The 23,989-nt window shown below is 70.8% G+C and carries 25 protein-coding genes; 14 read left to right on the top strand and 11 right to left on the bottom strand.

Annotated elements, in window-relative coordinates; all coding sequences use genetic code 11:
- Positions 1–40: 40 nt before the first annotated feature.
- The gene (locus ACYVF3_RS03735) at positions 41–883 is read left to right on the top strand and encodes an SMP-30/gluconolactonase/LRE family protein (protein WP_461152845.1); all 843 of its coding nucleotides are present in this window, start codon (positions 41–43) and stop codon (positions 881–883) included.
- A 145-nt stretch (positions 884–1,028) separates the two neighbouring features.
- Here ACYVF3_RS03735 and ACYVF3_RS03730 read toward each other — a convergent pair whose 3' ends face one another.
- From ACYVF3_RS03730 to ACYVF3_RS03715, 4 genes are all read right to left on the bottom strand, one after another.
- Positions 1,029–1,979 (bottom strand): PLP-dependent cysteine synthase family protein, encoded by a 951-nt coding sequence (locus tag ACYVF3_RS03730; protein ID WP_461152844.1) that lies wholly within the window; start codon positions 1,977–1,979, stop codon positions 1,029–1,031.
- Positions 1,980–1,992: 13 nt separating this feature from the next.
- Entirely contained in the window at positions 1,993–2,271 is a 279-nt protein-coding gene (locus tag ACYVF3_RS03725) for a MoaD family protein (protein WP_461152843.1), read from the bottom strand.
- Positions 2,272–2,340: 69 nt separating this feature from the next.
- Positions 2,341–2,796, bottom strand: a complete 456-nt coding sequence (locus ACYVF3_RS03720) for a M67 family metallopeptidase (protein WP_461152842.1) — start codon at positions 2,794–2,796, stop codon at positions 2,341–2,343.
- Positions 2,797–2,897: 101 nt separating this feature from the next.
- Positions 2,898–3,929, bottom strand: coding sequence for a P1 family peptidase (locus ACYVF3_RS03715; RefSeq protein WP_461152841.1), 1,032 nt, complete (start codon positions 3,927–3,929; stop codon positions 2,898–2,900).
- A gap of 111 nt (positions 3,930–4,040) precedes the next feature.
- On the opposite strand from ACYVF3_RS03715, the gene ACYVF3_RS03710 reads away from it, so the two are divergent.
- Genes ACYVF3_RS03710 through ACYVF3_RS03695 form a run of 4 tightly spaced genes read left to right on the top strand, consistent with a single transcriptional unit; the run spans position 4,041 to position 8,281 of the window.
- Entirely contained in the window at positions 4,041–5,339 is a 1,299-nt protein-coding gene (locus ACYVF3_RS03710; protein ID WP_461152840.1) for an MFS transporter, read from the top strand.
- A 41-nt stretch (positions 5,340–5,380) separates the two neighbouring features.
- Complete coding sequence (locus tag ACYVF3_RS03705; protein WP_461152839.1) at positions 5,381–6,043, top strand: response regulator transcription factor; 663 nt, start codon at positions 5,381–5,383, stop codon at positions 6,041–6,043.
- Positions 6,036–7,382, top strand: coding sequence for a sensor histidine kinase (locus ACYVF3_RS03700; RefSeq protein WP_461152838.1), 1,347 nt, complete (start codon positions 6,036–6,038; stop codon positions 7,380–7,382). The genes ACYVF3_RS03705 and ACYVF3_RS03700 overlap by 8 nt, the downstream gene beginning before the upstream one ends.
- Positions 7,382–8,281: a TAXI family TRAP transporter solute-binding subunit gene (locus ACYVF3_RS03695; protein ID WP_461152837.1), complete on the top strand. Its 900-nt coding sequence runs from the start codon at positions 7,382–7,384 to the stop codon at positions 8,279–8,281. Before ACYVF3_RS03700 ends, ACYVF3_RS03695 begins: the two co-directional genes overlap by 1 nt.
- A 337-nt stretch (positions 8,282–8,618) precedes the next feature.
- On the opposite strand, the gene ACYVF3_RS03690 is transcribed toward ACYVF3_RS03695, so the two are convergent.
- Positions 8,619–9,182, bottom strand: a complete 564-nt coding sequence (locus ACYVF3_RS03690) for a DUF2017 domain-containing protein (protein ID WP_461152836.1) — start codon at positions 9,180–9,182, stop codon at positions 8,619–8,621.
- Complete coding sequence (clpS, locus tag ACYVF3_RS03685) at positions 9,183–9,476, bottom strand: ATP-dependent Clp protease adapter ClpS (RefSeq protein WP_132625503.1); 294 nt, start codon at positions 9,474–9,476, stop codon at positions 9,183–9,185. It abuts the gene before it with no gap.
- A gap of 187 nt (positions 9,477–9,663) precedes the next feature.
- Between clpS and ACYVF3_RS03680 the strand changes: the two genes are divergently transcribed.
- The 8 genes from ACYVF3_RS03680 to ACYVF3_RS03645 all read left to right on the top strand — a co-directional run bounded on the left by ACYVF3_RS03680 (position 9,664) and on the right by ACYVF3_RS03645 (position 18,068).
- On the top strand, positions 9,664–10,950 hold the full coding sequence (locus ACYVF3_RS03680) for a nicotinate phosphoribosyltransferase (protein WP_461152835.1): 1,287 nt from the start codon (positions 9,664–9,666) through the stop codon (positions 10,948–10,950).
- 33 nt (positions 10,951–10,983) lie between these two features.
- Positions 10,984–11,553: an isochorismatase family protein gene (locus ACYVF3_RS03675; RefSeq protein WP_461152834.1), complete on the top strand. Its 570-nt coding sequence runs from the start codon at positions 10,984–10,986 to the stop codon at positions 11,551–11,553.
- Positions 11,554–11,588: 35 nt separating this feature from the next.
- On the top strand, positions 11,589–13,736 hold the full coding sequence (locus ACYVF3_RS03670; protein WP_461152833.1) for an ATP-dependent DNA helicase: 2,148 nt from the start codon (positions 11,589–11,591) through the stop codon (positions 13,734–13,736).
- Between the two features lie 94 nt (positions 13,737–13,830).
- Positions 13,831–14,409, top strand: coding sequence for a biotin transporter BioY (locus ACYVF3_RS03665; protein WP_461152832.1), 579 nt, complete (start codon positions 13,831–13,833; stop codon positions 14,407–14,409).
- 5 nt (positions 14,410–14,414) lie between these two features.
- The gene (locus ACYVF3_RS03660) at positions 14,415–15,689 is read left to right on the top strand and encodes a class I adenylate-forming enzyme family protein (RefSeq protein ID WP_461152831.1); all 1,275 of its coding nucleotides are present in this window, start codon (positions 14,415–14,417) and stop codon (positions 15,687–15,689) included.
- 5 nt (positions 15,690–15,694) lie between these two features.
- Positions 15,695–16,795, top strand: coding sequence for a thiolase family protein (locus ACYVF3_RS03655; RefSeq protein ID WP_461152925.1), 1,101 nt, complete (start codon positions 15,695–15,697; stop codon positions 16,793–16,795).
- The gene (locus ACYVF3_RS03650; protein ID WP_461152830.1) at positions 16,792–17,466 is read left to right on the top strand and encodes an energy-coupling factor ABC transporter ATP-binding protein; all 675 of its coding nucleotides are present in this window, start codon (positions 16,792–16,794) and stop codon (positions 17,464–17,466) included. The genes ACYVF3_RS03655 and ACYVF3_RS03650 overlap by 4 nt, the downstream gene beginning before the upstream one ends.
- Positions 17,463–18,068 (top strand): energy-coupling factor transporter transmembrane component T family protein, encoded by a 606-nt coding sequence (locus tag ACYVF3_RS03645; RefSeq protein WP_461152829.1) that lies wholly within the window; start codon positions 17,463–17,465, stop codon positions 18,066–18,068. The genes ACYVF3_RS03650 and ACYVF3_RS03645 overlap by 4 nt, the downstream gene beginning before the upstream one ends.
- A 106-nt stretch (positions 18,069–18,174) precedes the next feature.
- Here the strand turns inward: ACYVF3_RS03645 and ACYVF3_RS03640 are convergent, their stop codons facing one another.
- From ACYVF3_RS03640 to ctaD, 5 genes are all read right to left on the bottom strand, one after another.
- Positions 18,175–18,582 carry a PIN domain-containing protein gene (locus ACYVF3_RS03640; protein ID WP_461152828.1) on the bottom strand — a complete coding sequence of 136 codons (408 nt, stop codon included), beginning with the start codon at positions 18,580–18,582 and terminating at the stop codon, positions 18,175–18,177.
- Complete coding sequence (locus tag ACYVF3_RS03635) at positions 18,583–18,855, bottom strand: ribbon-helix-helix protein, CopG family (protein WP_461152827.1); 273 nt, start codon at positions 18,853–18,855, stop codon at positions 18,583–18,585.
- A gap of 50 nt (positions 18,856–18,905) precedes the next feature.
- Positions 18,906–19,712: a peptidyl-tRNA hydrolase gene (locus ACYVF3_RS03630; protein WP_461152826.1), complete on the bottom strand. Its 807-nt coding sequence runs from the start codon at positions 19,710–19,712 to the stop codon at positions 18,906–18,908.
- Between the two features lie 18 nt (positions 19,713–19,730).
- Entirely contained in the window at positions 19,731–20,957 is a 1,227-nt protein-coding gene (gene serB, locus ACYVF3_RS03625) for a phosphoserine phosphatase SerB (protein WP_461152825.1), read from the bottom strand.
- Between the two features lie 267 nt (positions 20,958–21,224).
- Positions 21,225–23,015 (bottom strand): aa3-type cytochrome oxidase subunit I, encoded by a 1,791-nt coding sequence (ctaD, locus tag ACYVF3_RS03620; RefSeq protein ID WP_461152824.1) that lies wholly within the window; start codon positions 23,013–23,015, stop codon positions 21,225–21,227.
- 379 nt (positions 23,016–23,394) lie between these two features.
- On the opposite strand from ctaD, the gene ACYVF3_RS03615 reads away from it, so the two are divergent.
- A complete protein-coding gene (locus ACYVF3_RS03615) occupies positions 23,395–23,928 on the top strand; it encodes a DUF305 domain-containing protein (RefSeq protein WP_461152823.1) in 534 nt (177 codons plus the stop codon).
- Positions 23,929–23,989: the final 61 nt, after the last annotated feature.

The following is a 23,989-nucleotide window of genomic DNA, read 5'->3' as shown; positions in this document are numbered from 1 at the left end:
AGGTTCGGGCCCGTTGCGTCCGGTGGTTGGAAGGTGGAGTGTGCACGCCCAGGTCGACATCGCAGTGCAGGCGACGGCTCGTGCCGGACAGGCGCCCACCTGGGACATCGGCACCGAGACCCTGCTGTGGACGGACCCGCCCGCGGGTGACGTGCACCGCTACCGCCCGGGCCACACCAACGCGACGATGACGCTGCAGCAGCAGACCGGCGGCGCGAAACCGCGCAGCCGAGGCGGGCTGGTGCTGCACCTGCAGGAGGGCGTCGCGCTGTTCGACGCCCACGGGGAGCAGCGCACCTGGCTGGTCTACTGGGCCCGGGAGGGCATGACCGCGGGCGCCACCGCGATCGACCGCACCGGCCGCATGTGGGCCACGACGATGCGCGAGGACGAGTCCGGGGGCGGCTGGCTGGCCAGGGTGAACCCGGACGGCTCGGCGGGCGTCATCATCAAGGACCTGCAGGCGGGCCTCGGCCTGGCGATCAGCCCGGACGACTCGCGCTTCTACATCGCCGACGCGGGCACGAGCCGGATCGAAGTCCTCGACTTCGACGTCGCGGGCGGCCTGATGGGCAACCGCCGAACCCTCTGCGAGGTCGGCGGCCAGCCCTCGGGCCTGGCGGTGGACACCGAGGGGACGCTCTGGACGGCGGTCCGGGACAAGGGCGAGTTGCACCGCTACGCCCCCGACGGCGAGCTCGTGGGGACGATCCCGCTCCCGGCTCAGCGACCCGCCGGCCTCTGCTTCGGCGGACGCGACCTGCGCGACCTCTACATCACCACGACCCGCGACGGCCTCCCGTCGCCCACCGGGACCGACGGCACCGTCCTCACCCTCCGCGCTCCCGCCGAAGGCCTCCGCACCTTCGCCTTCACCGGCTGACCCAGACCCCATCTCAATTTCGCGCGAAATTGAGATGGGAACTCAGCCCTCCAATTTCGCGCGAGATTCGCATGCCCCGGACCGGTGCGGACGAAGAAGCCCCCGCCTCCGATGCTGGAGGCGGGGGCTTCACTTCACGTGCGTGTCAGGCCCAGAGCTGGCCCTCCAGGCGTTGCGCGGCTTCGTCGATCGTGCCGCTGTAGGCGCCGGTGGAGAGGTACTTCCAGCCGGCGTCGGCGACCACGAAGGCGATGTCCGCGGACTCCCCCGCGGCCGCCGCCTTCTCGGCGATGGTCAGCGCCGCGTGCAGGACCCCGCCGGTGGAGATCCCGGCGAAGATGCCTTCGCTCTCCAGCAGCTGGCGGGTCCGGCGCAGGGCGTCGTAGGACCCGACGGAGAACCGCCGGTTGAGCACGCTCTCGTCGTAGAGCTCCGGCACGAAGCCCTCGTCGAGGTTCCGCAGCCCGTAGACGAGCTCGCCGTAGCGCGGCTCGGCCGCCACGACCTGGGTCCCGGGCTTGTGCTCGTGCAGGTACCGGCCGACGCCCACGAGCGTCCCGGTGGTGCCGAGACCGGCCACGAAGTGGGTGATGGTCGGCAGGTCCCGCAGGATCTCCGGCCCGGTGCCCCGGTAGTGCGCATCGGCGTTGGCCGGGTTGCCGTACTGGTAGAGCATGACCCAGTCGGGGTTCTGCTCGGCCAGCTCCTTGGCCATCGCCACGGCCTGGTTCGACCCGCCGGCCGCGGGCGAGGAGACGATCCGCGCGCCGTAGGCCTGCAGCAGCTGGCGCCGCTCCTCGGAGGTGTTCTCCGGCATGACGCAGACCAGGCCGTAGCCCTTGAGCTTGGCAGCCATGGCCAGCGAGATGCCGGTGTTGCCCGAGGTCGGTTCGAGGATGGTGCAGCCGGTGGTGAGCCGGCCTTCCTTCTCGGCGGCCTCGATCATGTTCAGCGCCGCCCGGTCCTTGATGGAGCCGGTCGGGTTGCGGTCCTCGAGCTTCGCCCACAGTCGGACGTCGGGCGCGGGAGAGAGCTGCGGCAGCCCGACGAGCGGGGTTTCCCCCAGCGCGTCGAGCAGCGAGCCGAAACGAGCCACGGTTCCTCCTGCGTCAGCGCATGCCGCCGGCGACGGCCGGCAGGATGGTGACGTTGTCGCCGTCGGACACCTGGGCTTCGAGCCCACCGGAGAAGCGGACGTCCTCGTCGTTGACGTAGACGTTGACGAACCGGTGGAGGTTGCCCTCCTTGACCAGGCGGTCCTTGAGGCCGTTGAAGTTGGCGTCGAGGTCGTCGATCACGGCGGCGAGGTTGTCACCCTTGGCCTCCACCGACTTCTGGCCGTCGGTGTGGGTGCGCAGGATGGTGGGGATGGAAACGTTGATTGCCATGGGAAATCCTCCTGTCCACAAAGGACTGCGTAGGGAACGCGAACAACGGTGTTGGGGTCGAGCCGCGGATCAGTCGCGGTCGGGCACCTCGTCGCTACCGGTGTGGGCGAACATGTACGACTCCACGACCTCCACCGGCTCCTCGGTGACCTGGCCATCGAGGATGCGATAGGAGCGCAGCTCATGGGTCTGCGGGTCCCGCGTGGACACGAGCACGTAGTGCGCGTTGGGCTCCGAGGCGTAGGAGACGTCGGTGCGCGACGGGTAGGCCTCGGTCGAGGTGTGCGAGTGGTAGATGACCACCGGTTCTTCGTCGGCGGCGTCCATGCCCCGCCACACCTGCAACTGCTCGGCGGAGTCGAACCGGTAGAAGGTGGGCGAACGCTCGGCGTTGATCATCTCGATCAAGCGCTCCGGACGGTCGGACCCTTCCGGCCCGGCAATCACGCCGCACGCCTCATCCGGGTGGTCCCGTCGGGCATGCGCGACCATCGCGTCCACGAGGTCGCGTCGGATCACCAGCACAGCAACCATCCTAGTAGGTGGGGCACCGACCTCCCAGGATGTGGGATCCGTGGTCGAGCGGTGCGTGTTCGTCGTTACGGCAAACGACGCCCCACGATGATTCATTCCCGCGCGGAGGGGTAGAGGCGCGTGTAGCACGTCACCTCTCCGACTGGCTCGGCCGCGAGCATCCCGCGCACGATCGCGCGCTCGACGACCTCGGCCGCCACGGCGCTGACCTGGTCCAACCGCACCGCCCAGCCGGGCTCTCCCGGATCCGGCAGGGCCTCGCCGGTACCCGTGGCCAGGGCGAACATCGTGTCGCCGTCGACGAGCAGGTGAGCGGGCCGGACCGCGCGGGCGAGCGCGTCGTGCCCGGCCACGGCCAGGCGCCCGCACTCGGACTTGCTCAGCGCGAGGTCGGTGGCCACGACGCCGAGCGTCGTGTTGAGCGGGCGGTCGACCGGCCCGTTACGGCCCGGCCTCCCTTCGTAACGCGGGCGCGCCGCTTCCACTTCGTGAGAACTCGGCGCGCGGAGCCCCGGCGTGGGCGTCCAGGGCAGGCCGGTGTCGGGGTCGATGGCCGAACCGGCGGCGTTGACCACGACCAGCGCGGCGACGGTGGTGCCGTCGGGCAGGACGGCGCTGGCCGTGCCGACACCGCCCTTGACCGGCCCGACCACGGCCCCCGTCCCGGCGCCGACGTTGCCCTGCCGGGTCTCGGTGCGGGTGGCGTTCCGGCAGGCCCGGTAGCCGAACTCGGCGTCCGGCCGGTTGCCCCAGTCGTTCATCGGCACGTCGAAGATCACCGCCGCGGGCACCACCGGCACGACCTGGCCGGGTCCGCCGACCGGGACGCCGTGACCGCGCTCCCCCAGCCAGCGCATCGCCCCATCGGCGGCGGCCAGCCCGTAGGCGCTGCCGCCCGCCAGCACCAGCCCGTTGACGCGCTGCACGAGGTGGCCGGGTTCGAGCACGTCGGTCTCGCGGGTGCCCGGTCCTCCGCCTCGGACGTCGACGGCGGCGGTGGCGCCGCCCGGGGCGATCACCGCGGTCGCACCGGTCGCCCAGCGCTCGTCGAGCCGCTGGTCATGGCCCACCAGCAGGCCCTCCACGTCCACCAACGCGTCCAGTTCACCCGGCTGCAACGGCATCGCGCACCTCCTGTCGATCACGTTAGCTCGACGTAAAGGAATCGCGCCGACCGTTGTCCTCCCGTCGCGGCTTGTTCATCGTCACTTCTCAACGCAAGACCGGGAGGACAGATGACGACAGCACACCGCGACGAGGCGGTTCGCTCCGAACGCCGAGTGATCGGCAACGTCGTGCGAGGTTCCATCGGGAACCTCATCGAGTGGTACGACTGGTACGCCTACACGGCGTTCAGCGTCTACTTCGCCGCGACGTTCTTCCCCAAGGGCGACTCGACGGCGCAACTGCTCAACACCGCCGCGGTGTTCGCCGTCGGGTTCCTGATGCGCCCGCTGGGCGGCTGGATGCTCGGCCGCTACGCCGACCGCTTCGGCAGGCGGGCCGCGCTGACCCTGTCGGTGGCGCTGATGGCGTTCGGTTCGCTGGTCATCGCGCTGACGCCGGGCTACGAATCGATCGGCCTGGCCGCACCGCTCCTGCTGGTCACCGCGCGGTTGCTGCAGGGCCTCTCGGTCGGCGGCGAGTACGCGACCTCCGCGACCTACCTCTCCGAGGTCGCAACCGAGGGCAAGCGCGGCTTCTACTCCAGCTTCCAGTACGTGACTCTGGTGTCCGGTCAGCTGGTCGCGCTGGGCGTGCAGATCATCCTGCAGCAGGTGCTCACCGGCGATCAGATGGACGCCTGGGGCTGGCGGATCCCGTTCGTCATCGGCGCGTTCGGCGCCCTGGTCGTGCTGTGGCTGCGACGCGGCATGGACGAGACCGAGAGCTACAAGAACTCGTCGTCCTCGGGTGCCGAGCAGGGCACCGTCAAGGCCCTGCTGCAGTACCCGCGGGAATGCATGCTGGTCGTCGGCCTGACCCTCGGCGGCACGGTGGCGTTCTACACCTACACCACCTACCTGCAGAAATACATGGTCAACACGGGCGGCATCGACAAGCCCACGGCCGCCTGGATCAACTTCTTCGCGCTGCTGGCCTTCGGCGTGCTGCAGCCGCTGGCGGGTGCGCTGTCCGACCGGATCGGGCGCCGCAAGCTGCTGATGTTCTTCGGCGTCTCCGGCACCCTGCTGACCGTCCCGCTGATGACGGTGCTGGGCGGCACGCAGAACCCGATCGCGGCGTTCCTGCTGATGATGGGCGGCCTGATCATCGTCACCGGGTACACCTCGATCAACGCGATCGTGAAGGCCGAGCTGTTCCCGACCAACATCCGCGCCCTCGGCGTCGGCCTGCCCTACGCGCTGACCGTGGCGATCTTCGGCGGCACGTCCGAGCTGGTCGCGCTGTGGCTCAAGCAGGCGGGTGTGGAGAGCCTGTTCTTCTACTACGTCTCCGGCTGCGTGCTCATCTCGCTGCTGGTCTACCTGCGGATGCGGGAAACCTCGAAGGATTCCCGGATGGGGAACTGACGACCGGCACCGGCCATACTCTGCCCGAGGAGGTGTGGCCGGTGCGGGTTCTGCTCGTCGAGGACGACGACGGCGTCGCAGAAGCGCTCGTCGACGTCCTCGACTCCCACGGGCACCGGACGACGCGCGTCAGCCGCGGTTCGGACGCCCTGCTGCAGCACCGCGAGCACGACCTGGTGCTGCTCGACCTCGGTCTGCCGGACACTGACGGCCTGGAAGTGCTGCGCAAGCTCCGGCGCATCGGACCGATGCCGGTCGTGGTGCTCACCGCGCGCGGCGAGGAGCGGATGGTCGTGCGCGGCCTGCGCTCCGGCGCCGATGACTACCTCGTCAAACCCGTGCGCATGGCGGAGCTGCTGGCCCGCATCGAAGCCGTCGCCCGGCGCGGCAGGCACCCCTCCCCCGGCTCCGATCAGGTCGAGGTCGCCGACGTGCGGATCGACCTGCGGACCCGCCGGGTGCACGTCGCCGGCCACGCGGTGGAGCTCACGCCCAAGGAGTTCGACGTGCTGGCGATCCTCGCCTCCGAGGTCGGCACCGCCGTGAGCAGGCAGCGGCTGATGGACGAGGTGTGGGGCGACGCCTACCTCGCGGTGTCTCGATCGCTGGACGTGCACATCGCGCAGCTGCGCGCCAAGCTCGGCCGCCCGGACCTGCTGGTGACCATCCGAGGCTTCGGCTACCGGCTCGGCGACGATGGGTAAGCGGCTGCTGCTGGTCCTGCTGACGTTCTCGGTGCTGGCCGTCGCCGGGTTCGCCGCGCCGCTGCTGCGCGCCACCGCCGCCGAACGCACCCAGCAGCTGGTCCTGGCCCGCAACGCCGATCTCGACCGCTTCGCGGGCCTCGCCGATCACGCCTTCGGCACCGGCGACGCCACCGTGCTGCGCGCCGAAGCCCGCCGCTACACCGATCTCTACGACGAACCCCTCGTCGTCGTCGACGCCGCCCGCGCACCCGTGGTGGAGACCGGCGGGGCCCGCGCCGCCGACGTGGCCGGGCCGATCGACAAAGCGCTGCGCAACGAACCCGCTGGCGCGGTGCAGTGGTTGCGCCCGTGGTCGCGGGAACAGCTGGTCCGCTACCGACCGGTCGGCGACGGGACCCGGGTGTCCGGGGCCGTCGTCATGGAAGCCTCGGTGCGCCGGGCCACCTCGGACATCGCCGGGCAGTGGGTGTTGATCGCGGCGGGCGCGCTGACCGCGCTGGTGGTGTGCGGTCTGCTGGCGCTGGTGCTGTCGCGCTGGGTGCTGCGGCCGCTGGCCGATCTCGGCGCCGGGGTGCGGGCGATCAGCGCGGGGTCGCGGCGCTCCTGGGTTCCCGCCGACGCCGGTCCGCCTGAGCTGCGAGAACTCGCTGTCTCCTTCAACCGGATGTCCGAGGCGGTCGCCGAGGCCGACGAGCGCCAGCGCCGTTTGGTCGCCGACGCCTCCCACCAGCTGCGCAACCCGATGGCGGCGCTGCGGCTGCGGGTCGACGCGCTGGAACGGCGCATCACCCCCGACGGCGAGCGGACCTACCGCTCCACCGTCGGGGAGGTCGACCGGCTGGAAGCGCTGCTGGACCGGCTGCTGGCGCTGGCCACCGCCGATGAGGCGTCGGACTCCGGCGAGCCAGGCGACGTGGCGGCGGTGATCGACGACCGCGTCCGCGCGTGGCGACCGGCCGCCGACGACGCCGGGATCTCGCTGTCCGCACCGGAATCCGCCTCGGGCCGGACGGCACTGTCCACTGAGGAGTTGACGCAGGTGCTGGACGTGCTGCTGGACAACGCGGTGAAGTACGCCGCGGGCGCATCGGTCGAGGTGATCTGGGACGGCCGCGCGCTCACCGTCGCGGACACCGGGCCCGGGCTGTCCGACGAGGAGATCTCGCTCGCCTCGCAGCGCTTCTGGCGAGCCGATCACCACCGGGGCAGCCGCGGCAGCGGGCTCGGACTGGCCATCGCCGGGCAGCTGCTCGCCGCGCACGGCGGCGAGATGCGCATCGCCCGCACCGAACCGCACGGGCTCAGCGTGCACCTAGACCTCCCGGAGGTGCGGTGATGCGGCGCCGCGCGTTCCTCGGCCTCGGCGTCGGGCTGCTCGCCGCGTGCGGGCGCGCCGAGCCGGTGCGCGAGCTGCGCATCGCGGCGGGTGAATCCGGGGGTTTCTACACGGCTTTCGGCAGGCTGCTCGCCGCCGAGCTCGCCGCAGCCGAACCGGAACTGCACCCCGTCGTGCTGACCAGCCAGGGCAGCGTGGACAACCTGGAGATGCTCCGCGACGGCCGCGCCGACCTGGGCATGGTACTGGCCGACGCCGCGCACGCCGCCCTCGCGGGAGAGCTCGGTCCACCCGCGCCGCTGCGCGCGATCGGCCGCGTCTACGAGAACTACGCGCAGCTCGTGGTGCCCGCCGACTCGCCGGTGCGCGCTCTGTCCGAGCTCCGCTCGGTGTCCGTCGGCGCGCCGAAGTCGGGAACGGCGCTGATGGGTGCGCGGCTCTTCGGCGGAAAACCGGGGCTGCGCATCGAGATGCTCTCGCTGGAGGACGCGGTCAGATCGCTGGAGGAACGCCGGATCGAAGCGTTCCTGTGGTCGGGCGGGCTCCCGACTCCGCTGCTGAGAACGCTCGACGAGCGGATCGGAATTCGGCTGCTGCCGTTGCACACCGCGGCCGCGCGCTGCACGCCGGACTGCGACCAGCTGCGGGTGCCGCCCGGCGCGTACCGGGAGGCCACGGGCACGCCGACCATCGGCGTCCCCAACATCCTCGCCTGCGGCCCGGGCCTTCCCGACGACCTGGCCGCAGCGGTGGTCAGGGTGCTGGCGCTCCGCGCCCCGTTCCTCGTCCCCGGGGAAGCGGTGGGAACCCAGTTCCTCGACGTGCGCAACCTGATCGGCACCGGCGAAGTCCCACTCCACCCAGGCGCCGCCAACACCTACCGCACCCTCCACGGCTAACCCACAGCGGGATGGGTGCGGTGGTCGCCATTTCCCAGTTTTAGGGGTCGTTGCAGAATCACCTTGCTTGGCGGTGCGGGTGGCGGAACCTCACACGCCGCCTGGACTCCGTGCGCCACTCCTGATGTATGCCAATACACGGCGTCGCGGCGTACTCGCCAGACGACGTGTGAGAACCCGCGGCGGTGCCAGCTGAGTCCCACACCTGAAACAGCGGCTCCGCCGCATTCTGAAACGACTCCTTAGTCCAAACTGAGCCGACATTTCGGGCACAAAGGCCCCTCGGTTTGGACTAAAACTGGGAAATGCCGAGGTCAGTCCAAGCCCGCAGCCGAGCTCAGTCGAGGATGGCGGAGACGAGGGAGTCCTGGACCCAGGTGAGCCACTGGTAGACGCCGAGGTGCTCGCGGCGGAGATCATCCTCGGGAAGCTCGTCCGGCATGTCGTCCTCGACGTCCAGCGCCGTGCCCAGGGCCAGGCGAACGTCGTTGAGGGCGGTCAGCCAGTTGTCCGCCTGCTCGCTGGTGAGCTTGACCTTGCCGCCCATCGGCGGGCAGGTCTCCAGGACGAGTTGCGCCGCGTTGGTCTTGGCCTCCAGCAACGCCGGTTCGTGCAACGACCTCATGGCGCCCGCCGCGTTGGCATCTTCCTCGTCGGTGTCACCGGTGACCGGATCGCGCCGGTAGAAGTCCGGCAGCAACCGAGCGACCACCCGGTCCTCCGGAGGTGCCGACGGTCCCGTGCGGATGCCGGTCAGCTCCGCGAGCTCGTCCTTCGGGGCCTCATCGGCGCGGGCGGTGAGCATGTCCTTGATCTGCCCGACCAGCCCGCGGACCACGGCCGCCTCCTGCTGGGAGAACTCGGCCTGCACGTGGCCGTTCTTGCGGGTCCAGCCGTCCACTCACGAATCCTTCTGCATCGTCGCCCACAAGCCGGCGGAGTGCAGCTTCGCCACATCGCCCTCGACCTTCTCCTTGGAACCCGAGGAAACCACCGCCTTGCCCTTGTGGTGCACGTCCAGCATCAACTTCGTAGCGTGATCCCGGGAGTACCCGAAGATCTTCTGGAGCACGTAGGTCACATAGGACATGAGGTTGACCGGGTCGTTCCAGACCACGGTCACCCACGGCTTGTCCGTCGTGCCTTCGGCGTCCTGCTCGAGTTGCGCGCGCTCGATTTCAGCGGGCGAGGTCATGGCCCCATCGTCGCACGACCCGATAACGGCCGTGCCCACCGCACGAACAAATCCGAACAACGGCATGGTGGCGGCGTCGGCCGGTTGCTGGGGGTGGGGGAAGTTCTCATGAAAACTTCCCCCACCCCCGCACAAGCCCGCGCACTGGGTTTCCCCGTCCCCCACAAGGAGCACGTAATCTCTGCCCATGAGCTCTAGCACCGCGCTGCTGACCGATCACTACGAGCTGACGATGCTGGCCAGCGCACTGCGCGACGGCACTGCGCACCGCGAGTGCGTCTTCGAGGTGTTCACGCGGCGACTGCCCAACGGGCGCCGCTACGGCGTGGCCGGCGGCATCGGCCGGGTGCTGGACGCGGTGGAGAACTTCCGGTTCGGCGAGGCCGAGCTCGCACAACTCGCCGAGCACCAGGTCGTCGACGAGCGCACCTTGGACTGGCTGCGCGACTACCGGTTCAGCGGGCAGATCGACGGCTACCCGGAGGGCGAGCTGTACTTCCCCGGCTCGCCGCTGCTGACGGTGCGCGGCACCTTCGCCGAGGCCGTGGTGCTGGAGACCGTGATCCTGTCGATCCTCAACCACGACAGCGCGATCGCCGCCGCTGCCGCGCGCATGGTCTCGGCCGCCAACGGGCGCCGGATCATCGAGATGGGCTCGCGACGCACCCACGAGGAGTCGGCCGTCTCGGCGGCCCGCATCGCCTACCTCGCTGGTTTCACCGCCACCTCCAACCTCGAAGCGGGACGCCGCTACGGCATCCCCACCACCGGCACGGCCGCGCACGCCTTCACGCTGCTGCACGACTCGGAGGCCTCCGCGTTCGAGTCGCAGATCGCCGCCCTGGGCACCGGCACCACGCTGCTGGTCGACACCTACGACATCAGCCGCGGCATCGACCTCGCCGTGCAGACCGCGGGGACCGGGCTGGGCGCGGTCCGCATCGACTCCGGTGACGTGGGAGTGCTGGCGCGGCAGGCCCGCGAGCAGCTCGACTCCCTCGGCGCGACCGGCACTCGCGTCGTGGTCTCCGGTGACCTCGACGAGTACGCGATCGCTTCGCTGCGCGCCGAGCCCGTCGACGGCTACGGAGTCGGGACGTCGCTGGTCACCGGCTCGGGCGCGCCCACGGCGGAGATGGTCTACAAGCTGGTCGAGGTGGAGGGCCGCCCGGTGGCCAAGCGCAGCTCGCACAAGGAGTCGCGCGGGGGGCGCAAGGCCGCGATCCGCCGCTGCAAGGAGACCGGCACCGCCGTGGAGGAGGTCGTCCACCGCGCGGACGCCGAACCGCCGATGGGTCCCCACGACCGCCACGTGCAGATCCCGATGATCCGGGACGGCAAGCTGGTCGACGACCTGCCGACGCTGGAGCAGGATCGCGAGCGGTTGCGCCGCGCGCTGGTGACGCTGCCGTGGGAGGGCCTGAAGCTCTCCAACGGCGAACCGGCCATCCCGACGGTCTTCCTCGGGGCCTGACGTTCGGCGAGAATCGGCTGGAGGTGAGGTGCCATGACCAAGGCGTTGATCATCGTGGACGTGCAGAACGACTTCTGCGAGGGCGGGGCGCTGGCCGTCGCCGGCGGTGCCGGGGTCGCGGCCGCGATCTCGGAGTACGCGGCCGATTCCGACCACGAGCACGTGGTGGCCACCCGCGACTCACACGTGGATCCGGGTGCTCACTTCAGCGACGAGCCCGATTTCGTGCGCTCCTGGCCGAGGCACTGCGTGGCGGGCACCGCGGGCGCGGCGTTCCACCCGGAGCTGGACGTCAGCCGGGTCTCCGCGGTGTTCTCCAAGGGCCATTACAGCGATGGCTACTCGGGTTTCGAGGGCGTGGCCCGCGCGGACGAGCAGCTGGTGAGCTGGCTGCGGGACCGCGGGGTGGACGAGGTCGAGGTCGTCGGCATCGCCACGGACCACTGCGTCCGGGCGACCGCTCTCGACGCGCTGCGCGCGGGACTGCGCACCACCGTCCGTCTCCCGCTCACCGCCGGCGTGTCGCGCGCGACCGTCGACCAGGCGTGCCAGGAGCTCGAAGCGGCCGGAGTCACGCTCCTGGGAGAACCGGTGGTCTCCTGACCGATCGCGTCGGTGGTGGGCGGTAGGTTTTCGGGGTGCCCACCTCTGTCCCGCGATGGTCCGACCCGGTCGCGTTCGAGTCCGATGACGACGACGAGCTCCCCCCGGAGATCGCCGCCGACCTGGAGCGCGGCGCCGGTTCCGGGGCGCCTTCGCTGCCGCTGGCCAAGGCGCGCAAGGACATCCCCGACCTCGCGACGTTGATGAAGGTCGCAGTCGAGGCGGTCGGCGGTGTGCCGCGCGAGGGCCAGACGCAGATGGCGGATGCCGTCGAGCACACCATCACCTCGGGCGAGCACCTCGCCGTGCAGGCCGGGACGGGCACCGGCAAGTCGCTGGCCTACCTGGTCCCGGCGATCCGGCACGCCGTCGCCGACGGCACGACCGTCGTCGTGTCGACCGCGACCATCGCCCTGCAGCGCCAGCTGGTGGACCGCGACCTGCCGCGCCTGTCGGACGCGCTGGCCGAAACCCTCGGCCGCAAGCCGACGTTCGCGATCCTCAAGGGCCGCCGCAACTACCTGTGCCTGAACCGCGTCCACGGCAACGCGCCGTCCGAACCGGACGAGGACGCGCTGTTCGACGCCTTCGCCGCCTCCGCCCTGGAACGCCAGGTGCAGCGGGTGCAGGAGTGGGCGACCGAGACCGAGACCGGCGACCGCGACGAGCTGGTGCCGGGCGTGACCGACCAGGCGTGGCGGCAGCTGTCGGTCACCGCGAAGGAATGCCTGGGCGTGCACCGCTGCCCGGTCGGCACCGACTGCTTCGCCGAGCGCGCCCGCGGCACGGCCGGTCGAGCCGACATCGTGGTCACCAACCACGCGCTGCTGGCCATCGACGCCCTCGACGACCGCCCGGTGCTGCCCGAGCACGACGTGGTGCTGATCGACGAGGCCCACGACCTGGTGGACCGGGTCACCTCCGCCGCCACCGGCGAGCTCACCCCGGGCGCGGTGAAGCTGGCCGCGCGGCGCTGCGGCCGGGCGGTCGACGAGGAGACCGCCGACCGCCTCGACGAAGCGGCCGAAGGTCTGGAACTGGTCCTCGAGGACTCCTCCCCCGGCCGCCTGGAGAAGCTCCCCGAGGCCCTCGCCGGCGCGGTGACCGTGGTCCGCGACGCGGCGTGGGCGTGCATCTCGGCGCTGGGCCCGGAGCGCAAGGAGGACGTCGAGGGCAGCACGGCCCGCAAGCTCGCGCACGCGCTCACCGAGGACGTGCACGACACGGCGGTCCGCCTGCTGGAGGCCTTCGACGACGCCAAGCAGCACGACGTGGTGTGGGTGGCCAGCGATCCGAACCGACCCAAGGCCGTCCGGGTGGCGCCGATCGGCGTGGGCGGACTGCTGCGCGACCGCCTCTTCGGCCAGCGCACGACGGTCCTGACCTCGGCGACGCTGTCGCTGGGCGGCTCGTTCGACACCCTGGCACGCCAGTGGGGCCTGCCCCCGCAGCAGCAGGTCGAGCCCGCTGCCGGGATGGCCACCGCGAAGGAGGCGCCGTCGGACGGCGGGACGCTGAAGTGGAGCGGTCTGGACGTCGGTTCGCCGTTCGAGCACCAGCGCAGCGGCATCCTCTACGTCGCCCGCCACCTGCCACCGCCCGGCCGCGACGGGCTGCAGCCGCAGGTGCTGGACGAGATCACCGAGCTGGTGCAGGCCGCGGGCGGCCGCACGCTGGGGCTGTTCTCCTCCCGCCGGGCCGCCGATCAGGCGGCTGAGGAGCTGCGCAAGCGCCTGTCCACGCCGGTGCTGTGCCAGGGCGACGACACCACGGCGTTGCTGGTCAACCGCTTCGCCGAAGATCCGGAGACCTCGCTGTTCGGGACCCTGTCGCTGTGGCAGGGCGTGGACGTCCCCGGCGACTCGCTGCAGCTGGTGATCATGGACCGGATCCCGTTCCCCCGGCCCGACGACCCGCTGGCCTCGGCTCGCCAGCAGCGGATCTCCGAGCACGGCGGCAACGGCTTCCTCACGGTCGCAGGCACGCACGCCGCGCTGCTGCTCGCGCAGGGCGCCGGGCGGCTGCTGCGCTCCCAGAACGACCGGGGCGTGATCGCGGTGCTGGATCCGCGGCTGGCCACCGCCCGCTACGGGGGCTTCCTGCGGGCATCGCTCCCGCCGTTCTGGACGACGCACGATCCAGATGTGGTGCGCGGGGCGCTGAAGCGGCTCACCACGGGGTGAGCTCGCGGTGTGAGCTCCGCTTCGTCGTTTGAGCGGCCTGGTCGAACCCAGGTAGGTTCAATCGGTCGCCGACCTCGAACTTGGGAGCACCGCCGTGTCCGAACGCCCGTCCTCGCCGGCTGCGAACCTGGCGCGCACCGTGGTGTTCGCCGCGTTCATCGCGGTGCTCGGGATCTTCCCCGGCTTCTACCTCGCCGGTGCCGCTGTGCCGGTGGTGCTGCAGAACGCCGGACCGCTGCTGGCGGGCAGCATCCTCGGTGCCCGTCGCGGGACCTCGTCGGTGCTGCTGTTCGTGGCGCTGACGGCGATCGGCCTGCCGCTGCTGTCGGGCGGGCGCGGCGGGATCGCGCCGTTCCTGGGCCCCAGCGGTGGTTTCCTGCTCGGCTGGATCCTCTCGGCCCTGGTCGTCGGGCTGATCGTGCAGCGCTCGGCGAAGCCGGGTCTCGGTGTCCTGCTGCTGGCCAACCTGGCGGGGGTGGCCGCGGACTACCTCGTCGGAATCCCGTACTGGGGCTTGATGATCGGCGATCTGCCGTCGGCCGCGGTGCAGTCGCTGGTGTTCCTGCCGGGAGATGCGGTGAAGCTGGTCGCGGTGTCGCTGGTGGCCGTCGCCGTGCACCGAGCGGTGCCGCAGGCGCTCACGGGTGCTGCGCGGCGGCCGGTCGAGAGCTGACCGACGTGCTGCCCATCCTCGGGCGCGAACCCGTCTCGCGCGTCGGCGACCTGACCGGCCCTGAGCTGATGTCGGCCGCGCACGAGGTCGCCCGCAGGGTGCCGCCGGGTGCGCGGGTGGCGATCTCCGGATCGGACGAGACGTCCCGGCTGATCCACTTCCTCGGCGCCGACCTGGCCGGGTGCGCGTCGCTGCTGACCGATCCGGACTGGCCCGATCTCGACGGGGTGCTGGACGACGCGCGCCCGGACGTCCTGCTCGACGCGGACGCGCCGCCCGGTCCCGACCTGGGCACCGCGGTTCCGGTGGGCGACGAGTCGACGTGGTTCTACCTGCCCACGACGTCGGGGACCACGGGACGGCCGAAGGTGCTGGCCCGTTCGCGCGGTTCGTGGCTGCGCAGCTTCGCCGCGCTCGGCGTGCCGCTGGAACCCGGCGACCGGGTGCTGATCCCCGCGCCGCTGAGCTCGTCGCTGTTCCTCTTCGGCGCCCTGCACGCCCTCCACGGTGGCGCCGACCTGCACCTGCTGGGCCGCTGGTCGGTGTCGGCAGCCGCGGAGGCCACCCGCGACGCGACCGTGGTCCACCTGGTCCCGGCCCAACTGTCGGCGCTTCTGGCCGTGCTGGAGCACGATCCGCTGCTGCGGTCGCAGTGCGCGCTGCGGTTGGTCGTGTGCGGTGGCGCGAAGCCCGATCCCGCGTTGGCGGAGCGCCTGGCGGAGGCTCTCCCGGGCTGCGGGCTGGTCGAGTACTACGGCTCGGCCGAGCACTCGCTGATCGCGGTCCGCCACGACGAGCGGCTGATGCCGGTGGTCGACGTCGCGGTCCTCGACGGGCGCCTGCTGGTCCGCTCCGACCTCGCCTTCGACGGCTACCTGGAACGCGGCGAGCTCGTCCCCGCCTCCACCCCCTGGACCGGTGACGAGGCCGTTCAGCATCCCGACGGCGCGCTGGAGATCCTGGGCCGCGTGGGCGCGGTGATCGACACCGGTGCCCGGCTGGTCCCGGTCGAGGCCGTGGAGTCGGTGCTCCGGGAGGTCGACGGCGTGGTGGACGTGGTCGTCGCCCCCACCAGTCATCCGCGCTTCGGATCGATCGTCACCGCGGTCGTCGAGGGCGACGCGCGGTTGGCCGACCTGCGCGCGCACGCCCGCCGGAAGCTGCACCCCGCCGAGCTCCCGCGTCGCTGGCTGATCGTCGGCGCGCTTCCCCGCACGGCGTCCGGCAAGCCCGCACGCGCGGTGATCGCCGAGCGGCTGAGCAGCGGGGAGCAGCTGTGAACCCGGTGATCATCGCGGCCCGCCGCTCCCCCATCGGCGAGTCGGGCGGTCTCCTCCGCGACGTGGAGGCCGACCGGCTCGCGGCACCGGTGCTGCGCGCGGTCCTCGACGACGCCGGGGTCGAGCGCGTCGACGACGTGGTGCTGGGCAACGTCCTCGGGCCCGGTGGCAATCCCGCCCGCGTGGCCGCGCTGCGCGCCGGGCTGGGCGAAGCGACCCCGGGCATGACGGTCGACCGGCAGTGCGCCAGCGGCCTCACGGCGATCACCACGGCGGCCTCGATGGTCTCCGACGACGAGTTCTTCCTGGCAGGCGGCGTGGAGAGCCCGTCGACGGCGCCGTGGCGCGCGTGGCGGCCGAGGAACGCGACCGAGCCACCGACCTTCTACCGGCGAGCGCCGTTCGCTCCCGCCGACATCGGCGATCCGGACATGGGACCGGCCGCAGACCTCGTCGCCGCCGAGGCCGGTGTCGGCCGCGACCGCCAGGACTCCTTCGCCGCCCGCAGCCACGCACGCGCGGTCGCCGCGCAGGACGCGGGCCGCTTCGACGCCGAGCTGGTCCCGATCGGCTCGGTGACCGGTGACCAGCGCCCGCGCAGGGGCTTCACGCCGCAGCGACTCGCCCGGTTCCGCCCGGCCTTCACCCCCGACGGCACCGCGACCGCGGCCAACTCCTGCGGCATCAGCGACGGCGCGGCGGCGGTGCTGGTCACCAGCGAGCGGCAACGCGCGAGACTGGGCGTGCCGGGTCTGCGACTGGTGGGCGCGCGGACCTCGGGCGTGGACCCGAACCGGCTGGGCCTGGGCGCGGTCCCGGCGATGCGGGCGCTGTGCGAGCGGCACGCACCGGAGGTCGTCGAGTTCAACGAGGCCTTCGCCGGGCAGGCCCTCGCGTGCCTGGACGCGGCGGGCATCGATGATGATCTCGCGAGCCCGGACGGCGGGGCGATCGCGCTCGGACACCCGTGGGGCGCGTCGGGGGCGGTGCTGGTGGTCCGGTTGTTCAGCCGGATGGTCCGCCAGGACGGGCCGAGGATCGGCATGGCCGCGCTGTCCTCCGGCGGCGGATTGGGCGTGGCGACGATGTGGGAGCGAGTGGGTTGATCGAGTTCGAAGGCGTCGGGCACAGCTACGACGAGCGGACCGTGCTGGACGCCGTGGATCTGCGGCTGGCCGAGCGGCGGGTGGCGTTCGTCGGCGCCAACGGTTCCGGCAAGTCCACCCTGGCCAGGATGATCAACGGTCTGGTGCGCCCGAGCCGTGGCCGGGTGCTGGTCGACGGCCTGGATGTGGCCCGCAAGGGCCGCGAGGTCCGGCGCCGCGTCGGGTTCGTCTTCACCCACCCCGACAGCCAGATCGTGATGCCCACCGCCGGCGAGGACGTCGCGTTCTCGCTGCGCAGGCAGGGCTTGTCCAAGGCGGAGCGGCAGCAGCGCGCGGCCGAGGTGCTGGCCCGCCACGGGCTGGACGGCTACGCCGAGCACCCCGCGCACCAGCTCTCCGGTGGCCAGAAGCAGCTGCTGGCGCTGTGCTCGATGCTGGTGCTGGAACCGGACGTGCTGGTCTGCGATGAGCCCACGACCCTGCTGGACCTGCGCAACAAGCGGCACTTCGCCGAGGTCCTGGCCGGGCTGGAGCAGCAGGTCGTGCTGGTCACCCACGACCTCGACCTGCTCGCCGGGTTCGACCGCGTGATCGTCCTCGACCAGGGGCGGATCGTGGCCGACGACGTCCCGGAGGCGGCGGTCGGCTTCTACCGGGAGCTGATCGGGTGAACCCGCTGGGCCTCCACGAACCGGGGACGAGTCCGCTGCACCGCCTCGGCGCCGGCTGGAAGCTGCTGGCGCTGCTCGTCTTCGCGGTGGTGACGTTCGTCCTGAGCGCCCCGGCCGCGCTGATGGGCTGCGTGCTGGCCGCTTTCCTCGGCTACGCGGTCGCCGGGATTCCGCTGCGCCGCGTCTGGCAGATCGGCCGGCTCCTGATCCCGCTGGTGGCGGTGGTCTTCGCCTTGCAGTGGTGGATGCTCGACCTCGCCCGCGCCGAAACGATCAGTCTCCGCCTGCTGGCCACCCTCGCCGCCGCGAACCTGTTCACCCTGGTCACCAGGGTCGACGACCTGGTCTCGTCGGTGGAACGCGCGCTCACGCCCCTCAGCCGCTTCGGCGTCCGCCCGGAACGGGTCGGCCTGCTGGTGGGGCTCACGGTCCAGGCGATCGCAGCCCTGTCGACGATCGCGGCCCAGGTCCGGGAAGCCCAGCGCGCCCGAGGCGCGGAGCGCTCGCTCCCGGCCTTCGCGATCCCGTTCCTGGTGAGAACCCTCCGCCACGCCGACGACCTCGGCGAAGCCCTCGCAGCCAGAGGCATCGGCGACGACTGACTAGGCGCGGCACCGGTTCGAATCTCGCGCGAATGTCGAGTCCCGCTCGTGAAGTCCTGCGCCTACGGCCGGGGTCTGACAATGCCCCGAGAGGACTCGTATCTCGTCACGCCGGCGAGGCCACTGGAATCCCGCTGGCCAACGCGGCGGCCGCCAGACGATCGTCGTAGGTGATCAACAGGTCGGCGTCGACGGCCACAGCAGCGGCGAGATGAATCGCGTCCAACGAACGGAGCCGGTTCGGGTCGACCCTCCTTGAGAGATTCATGATCTCAAGGTCGAGCGGATGCTCGGCCACTCCGAGCATCGCGTTGCGGAGGTCATCAGCGATTTCTCGATACGTCGCGTCCTGACCGACTCGCAGAACCCTAGCGACCTCGGTCCACGTCAACGTGGTTGACACGAGCAAAGCCCCCTGGCGATGCAGCTCGTCGAGTTCATCAACAAGAGCCTGCGACTCCGCTTCGCGGAGGACGCGTTTGATCACCGCGCTGCTGTCGAGGTAAACGCGCAATTAGAAGCGGTCCTCCCGATCGAGCAGGTCGATCGACCGCTGCCCCGGGGCAAGTTCAATCATCGGAACGACCTTGCGGTAGCTCCCCCTGGGAGGCAAGACCTTTCCGGAACTCAACAGGTGATCCCACTCGTGCTTCGGCTCGGAGGTTCCCAGTCCGAGATAGCGATCTACCGCATCCCGGAGCAGTTCCTGCTGAGACCGACCGGACCGCTCCGCCTCAGCACGCAATGCCTCCTCCGCCTCGGGACGAAGCCGCAGGTTGAGTGCCATGCGAGTATGGTACCAAACCTGTGGCCGATTTTGGTACCACGCTCAGGTGATCACGCCGATGGCCACTGGGCGAGGACGGTGACGGTGCCCGGGTCGACTTCGGTGAAGCCCGCGTCGCGGACCACGGCGACCCGGGATTTGCGCCAGGCGGTTTCCGGGTCGTCTCCGGGGTGGAGCTGGGCCCAGGTCTCCGGTGCGGCCTGGCGGACCGCGCACGGGTAGCCCTCGGCCGCCCAGCGCTCCAGCTCGGCATCCATGCCTTCGCCGTGGAGCTGGGCCGCGAGGATCATCGTGGCGTGGCCGACCTGAGCCGCGGACTTGCCCGCGCTCATCCCGGCGTCGGGGTTGAGCCACAGGACCGGCACGCCGTCCGGGACCGGCCCGGGCTCGTCGGGTTCGAGCTCGCTGCCGGAGATCTGCAGGCGGCTGAGCTCCTTGGGCATGTCGGCGACCCGCATCGGCAGCAGCGCCCGGGCCTCCGCGCCGTCGACCTCGACGGTGATGCCGGGCAGCGCCTGCACCGCTTCCCAGTGGGAACCTCGGGCGCGGCGGGTGACCTTGCGGATGCGGCCGGAGATCCAGCCGTGCATGGCCTCGTGCCACTCCTCACCGGGCGCGCAGCGCTCGTCGAGGCAGACCGCGAGCGCGGCCGCGGCGGCGGCTTCCAGCAGCGCCGTGCGCGCCGGGGGTTCGCGGCGCTCGATGCGCAGCACCATCGGCATCAGCACGACCTGCTCGGGGTCTTCGTCCGAGGTGTCGGCGGTGGCCTCACCGGTCAGCGCGAGCCACTGCGCGTAGCGGGAGAGGAGCGGGTCGAGCACGGAGAGCGGCAGCACGACCAGCTCAACTCCCGTCACGTCGTGGGTGTTCCGGAATCACTGCTCGAGTGGTACCCGTCGCAGCACGCCGTCCTCGGCATCTGCGGATTCGATCTCGGCGCGCGTGACGCCCATCACGAACAGCACCGTGTCCAGGAACGGGTAGGACAGCGCGGTGTCGGCGACCTCGCGCAGGGCGGGCTTGGCGTTGAACGCCACACCGAGACCTGCGGCGGAGAGCATGTCGATGTCGTTGGCCCCGTCGCCCACGGCCACGCACTGCGCGGAGGGGACTCCGAAGGACTCGGCGAAGCTGCGCAGCGCCTTGGCCTTGCCGGGCCGGTCGACGATCTCGCCGATGACGCGTCCGGTGAGCTTGCCGTCGACGATCTCCAGCTCGTTGGCGGCGCTGAAGTCCAGGCCCAGCTCGTCCACCAGCTGGTCGATGATCTGCGTGAACCCGCCGGAGACGACGCCGGTGTGGAACCCGAGCCTGCGCAGGGTGCGGATGGTGGTCCGCGCGCCGGGGGTGAGCTCCAGCTCGGCCGCGACCTCGTCGAGCACGGTCGCGGGCAGTCCTTCCAGCACGGCGACCCGCTGCCGTAAGGACTCGCCGAAGTCGAGCTCGCCGCGCATGGCGCGCTCGGTGACCTCGCGGACCTGGTCCTCGCAGCCGGCCCGGCGGGCCAGCATCTCGATGACCTCGCCCTGGATCAGCGTGGAGTCGACGTCGAAGACCACGAGCCGCTTGGCGCGGCGGGACAGCCCGGTGCGCTCCACGGCCAGGTCGACGCCGGTCTTGGCGGCGAGGGCGGCCATCGCCTCGGTGAGCTCGGTGTCGTCCTCCGCGTGCGGCGCCGTGACCTGCAGCTCCAGCCCGGTCACCGGGTAGTCGGCGACGCGGCGGATGGAGTCGATGTTGACGCCGATCTCGGCGAGCGCCCGGGACACGTCGCTGAAGTTGCGGGCGGTCACCGGCTGCCCCAGCACGACCACGGCGTGCGTGGAACCGAGCTTGGCGGCGTCGATGTCCTCGGCGCCGATCTCGACGTCGACGGTCATGCCGACCGTCGCCATCGCCTGTTCCACGGCTTCTTGCAGCGTCTCCGGGTCGATCTCGGTGGACACCAGCACGCCCAGCACGAGACGACCGCGGATCACCACCTGCTCGACGTCGACGATGTCCACGCCGTAACGGGTGAGCGCGGCGAACAGCACGGAGGTGACACCGGGCTTGTCCTTGCCGGTCACAGTGATCAACACGGTGGTCGCATGGGAGCTCACGACTGCGAAAGTTCCTCTCTAACCGAGAAAGCTGGACGTGGGTCGTTCGAGGAGGTGGCGCTTCCCGTTGCTTCAGGTGTGGGACTCAGCCCGCACCGCGGTGCCTTCCCCTGTGGGGATTTCTGACACCCGCACCACCACGCGAACCTCCCCGAGACAACACCAAAAACAGCAACGAGCCCCGGCAAGCCGTGTGGCTTGCCGGGGCTCGCCGTCGAGCTAGTCCCTACCCTGGCACAACCGTGCCGTTCGGGGCTATCGACGAGGTCACTTCTCGGTGGTGTCGTCCCGATCCGACGTGTCCTTGTCCTTGGCGGGCTGAGTCAGGGTGGCGGTACCGCCGGAGCCCTCCTCGTGCTTGTGAGCCAAGGTCTTGCCGGTCAGGGACAGGTGCGCTTCCAGCCGCATCCGCTCGGAGATGTGCGGGTAGTGCAGCTCGAACGCGGGCCGCTCGGAGCGGATCCGCGGCAGCTCCTTGAAGTTGTGCCGCGGCGGCGGGCAGGACGTGGCCCACTCCAGCGAGTTGCCGTAGCCCCACGGGTCGTCGACCTCGGCGACCTCGCCGTAGCGGTAGCTCTTGAAGATGTTGTAGAGGAACGGGAGCATCGATGCGCCCAGGATGAACGCGCCGATCGTGGAGATGGCGTTCAGCGCGGTGAAGCCGTCGGACTCCAGGTAGTCGGCGTACCGGCGCGGCATGCCCTCGTTGCCCAGCCAGTGCTGGACGAGGAACGTGCCGTGGAAGCCGATGAAGGTCAGCCAGAAGTGCAGCTTGCCCAGCCGCTCGTCCAGCATCCGGCCCGTCATCTTCGGGAACCAGAAGTAGATGCCGGCGAAGGTGGCGAACACGATCGTGCCGTAGAGCACGTAGTGGAAGTGGGCGACCACGAAGTAGGTGTCCGACACGTGGAAGTCGATCGGCGGCATGGCCAGCAGGACGCCGGTGAGACCACCGAAGAGGAACGTGACCAGGAAGCCGACGCTGAAGATCATCGGCGTCTCGAAGGTCAGCTGCCCCTTCCACATGGTGCCGATCCAGTTGAAGAACTTCACACCGGTCGGGATCGCGATCAGGAACGTGGTGAACGCGAAGAACGGCAGCAGCACGGCGCCGGTGGCGTACATGTGGTGCGCCCACACGACGACCGACAGCGCGGCGATGCCCAGGGTCGCGTAGACCAGGCCCGAGTAGCCGAACAGCGGCTTGCGGCTGAACACCGGGAAGATCTCGGAGACGATGCCGAAGAACGGCAGCGCGACGATGTAGACCTCGGGGTGCCCGAAGAACCAGAACAGGTGCTGCCACAGGATGACGCCGCCGTTGGCCGGGTCGAAGACGTGGGCGCCCAGCTGGCGGTCGGCCATCAGGCCGAGCAGCGCGGCGGTCAGGATCGGGAACGCCATCAGGATCAGCACGCTGGTGACCATGATGTTCCAGGTGAAGATCGGCATCCGGAACATCGTCATGCCGGGCGCGCGCAGGCAGACCACGGTGGTCAGCATGTTGACCGCACCGAGGATCGTGCCCAGACCGGAGACGGCCAGACCGGCGATCCACATGTCCGCGCCGTGGCCCGGCGAGTGCAGGGCGTCCGACAGCGGGGTGTAGGCGAACCAGCCGAAGTCGGCGGCGCCACCCGGCAGCAGGAAGCCGCTGACGACCATGAGGCCGCCGAACAGGTAGAGCCAGTACCCGAACGCGTTCAACCGCGGGAACGCGACGTCGGGCGAACCGATCTGCAGCGGAAGGATGTAGTTGGCGAAGCCGAACAGGATCGGCGTCGCGTACAGCAGCAGCATGATCGTGCCGTGCATGGTGAACAGCTGGTTGTACTGCTCCTGCGACAGGAACTGAAGTCCCGGAACGGCCAGCTCGCCGCGGATCAGCATCGCCATGAGGCCGCCGACCAAGAAGAACGCGATCGAGGTGACCAGGTAGAGGATGCCGATCTGCTTGTGGTCCGTGGTGCGGAACATCCGCGCCAGGAACGACCCCTTAACCGTTTTGCGCACCGGATAGGGGCGCGTGGCGATCGGCTGTGGCGCGACGGCCGTCACGGTGCCTCCTGCACTCCCTTTGAAGCCTGCTCGGACCCGGACGGATCCGCCCCGGCCCGGGTTGGGCCGGTGACCGCATGCGATGCCCGGCAGGAACCCCTGCGCGGGAGCCGGTCGCAATGCCGCCGACTGCGGATACTAGTCCTGGGCTCCGGCCGGAGTTCGGCCGGGCCGTAGCCACCCTATTCATCGGGGCCTCGATCGTCACGCCGGGTGAGAGCCATCAGACACACAGCGATCTGCGGCGGCGCGCGTGGACGTCGGGCGCACCGGGCGCGAGGCGGACAGATAACCTACGTGGCAACAGGTCCGGCAGCCCACCTGCGTTCGCACCGGGCAGCCCTGGGACGACGTCCACCAGATCCTGGAGGGGAAGCACGTGCGGAAGAGCACGATCATCGGCGCTGTGCTGGTCGGCGGTATCGCACTCGCGGGCTGCACACCGGCCGAGTACGACAGCGACCAGCCGCCGGCCCCGGGCACCCCGCCCGCGGACGCGCCGAAGATGGCCGGGCAGGCCTCGACGGGCGAGCACGGCGCGAGCGGTCCGGCCGCCCAGCTGCTGAGCAACCGCCAGCAGGTCCTGGCGCTGGCCGAGCTGGGCGCCACCAAGGCCACGAGCCCGCAGGCCAAGTCGGTCGCGGCGGAGCTCCAGCAGTCCGCGGCGGAGCAGGTCACCGAACTCCAGCAGCACGCGGGCGGTGCCGCGCACGCCGAGTCGGCGGACGCGTCGCTGTCGGCGCTGAGCGGATCGGCGTTCGACGCCCAGTGGAAGCAGCAGGTGCTGGCGCTGGTCAACGAGGCGGCCACGCTGGCTTCCTCGGCCCAGAACGACGCCGCGCTCAAGGAGCTGGCGACCGAGCTGACCACCGAGCAGCAGGAGATCACGGCGAAGCTCAACGCCGCCGCCTGATCCTCGGAGCTCCCACGAGAGGCACCCGCGATTCGTCGCGGGTGCCTTTTTCGCTCTTCAC

This window comes from Saccharopolyspora tripterygii (assembly GCF_054778355.1).
The sequence above is the reverse complement of the archived record's forward strand: the minus strand, read 5'-3'. Positions and strand labels throughout refer to the sequence as shown.

Coding starts and splice junctions, on each gene's coding strand:
- ACYVF3_RS03725 (WP_461152843.1), bottom strand. CDS start 2,271: ATGGCAATCAACGTTTCCATCCCCACCATCCTGCGCACCCACACCGAC.
- ACYVF3_RS03715 (WP_461152841.1), bottom strand. CDS start 3,929: ATGCCGTTGCAGCCGGGTGAACTGGACGCGTTGGTGGACGTGGAGGGC.
- ACYVF3_RS03710 (WP_461152840.1), top strand. CDS start 4,041: ATGACGACAGCACACCGCGACGAGGCGGTTCGCTCCGAACGCCGAGTG.
- ACYVF3_RS03700 (WP_461152838.1), top strand. CDS start 6,036: ATGGGTAAGCGGCTGCTGCTGGTCCTGCTGACGTTCTCGGTGCTGGCC.
- ACYVF3_RS03695 (WP_461152837.1), top strand. CDS start 7,382: ATGCGGCGCCGCGCGTTCCTCGGCCTCGGCGTCGGGCTGCTCGCCGCG.
- clpS (WP_132625503.1), bottom strand. CDS start 9,476: ATGACCTCGCCCGCTGAAATCGAGCGCGCGCAACTCGAGCAGGACGCC.
- ACYVF3_RS03680 (WP_461152835.1), top strand. CDS start 9,664: ATGAGCTCTAGCACCGCGCTGCTGACCGATCACTACGAGCTGACGATG.
- ACYVF3_RS03675 (WP_461152834.1), top strand. CDS start 10,984: ATGACCAAGGCGTTGATCATCGTGGACGTGCAGAACGACTTCTGCGAG.
- ACYVF3_RS03635 (WP_461152827.1), bottom strand. CDS start 18,855: ATGGCACTCAACCTGCGGCTTCGTCCCGAGGCGGAGGAGGCATTGCGT.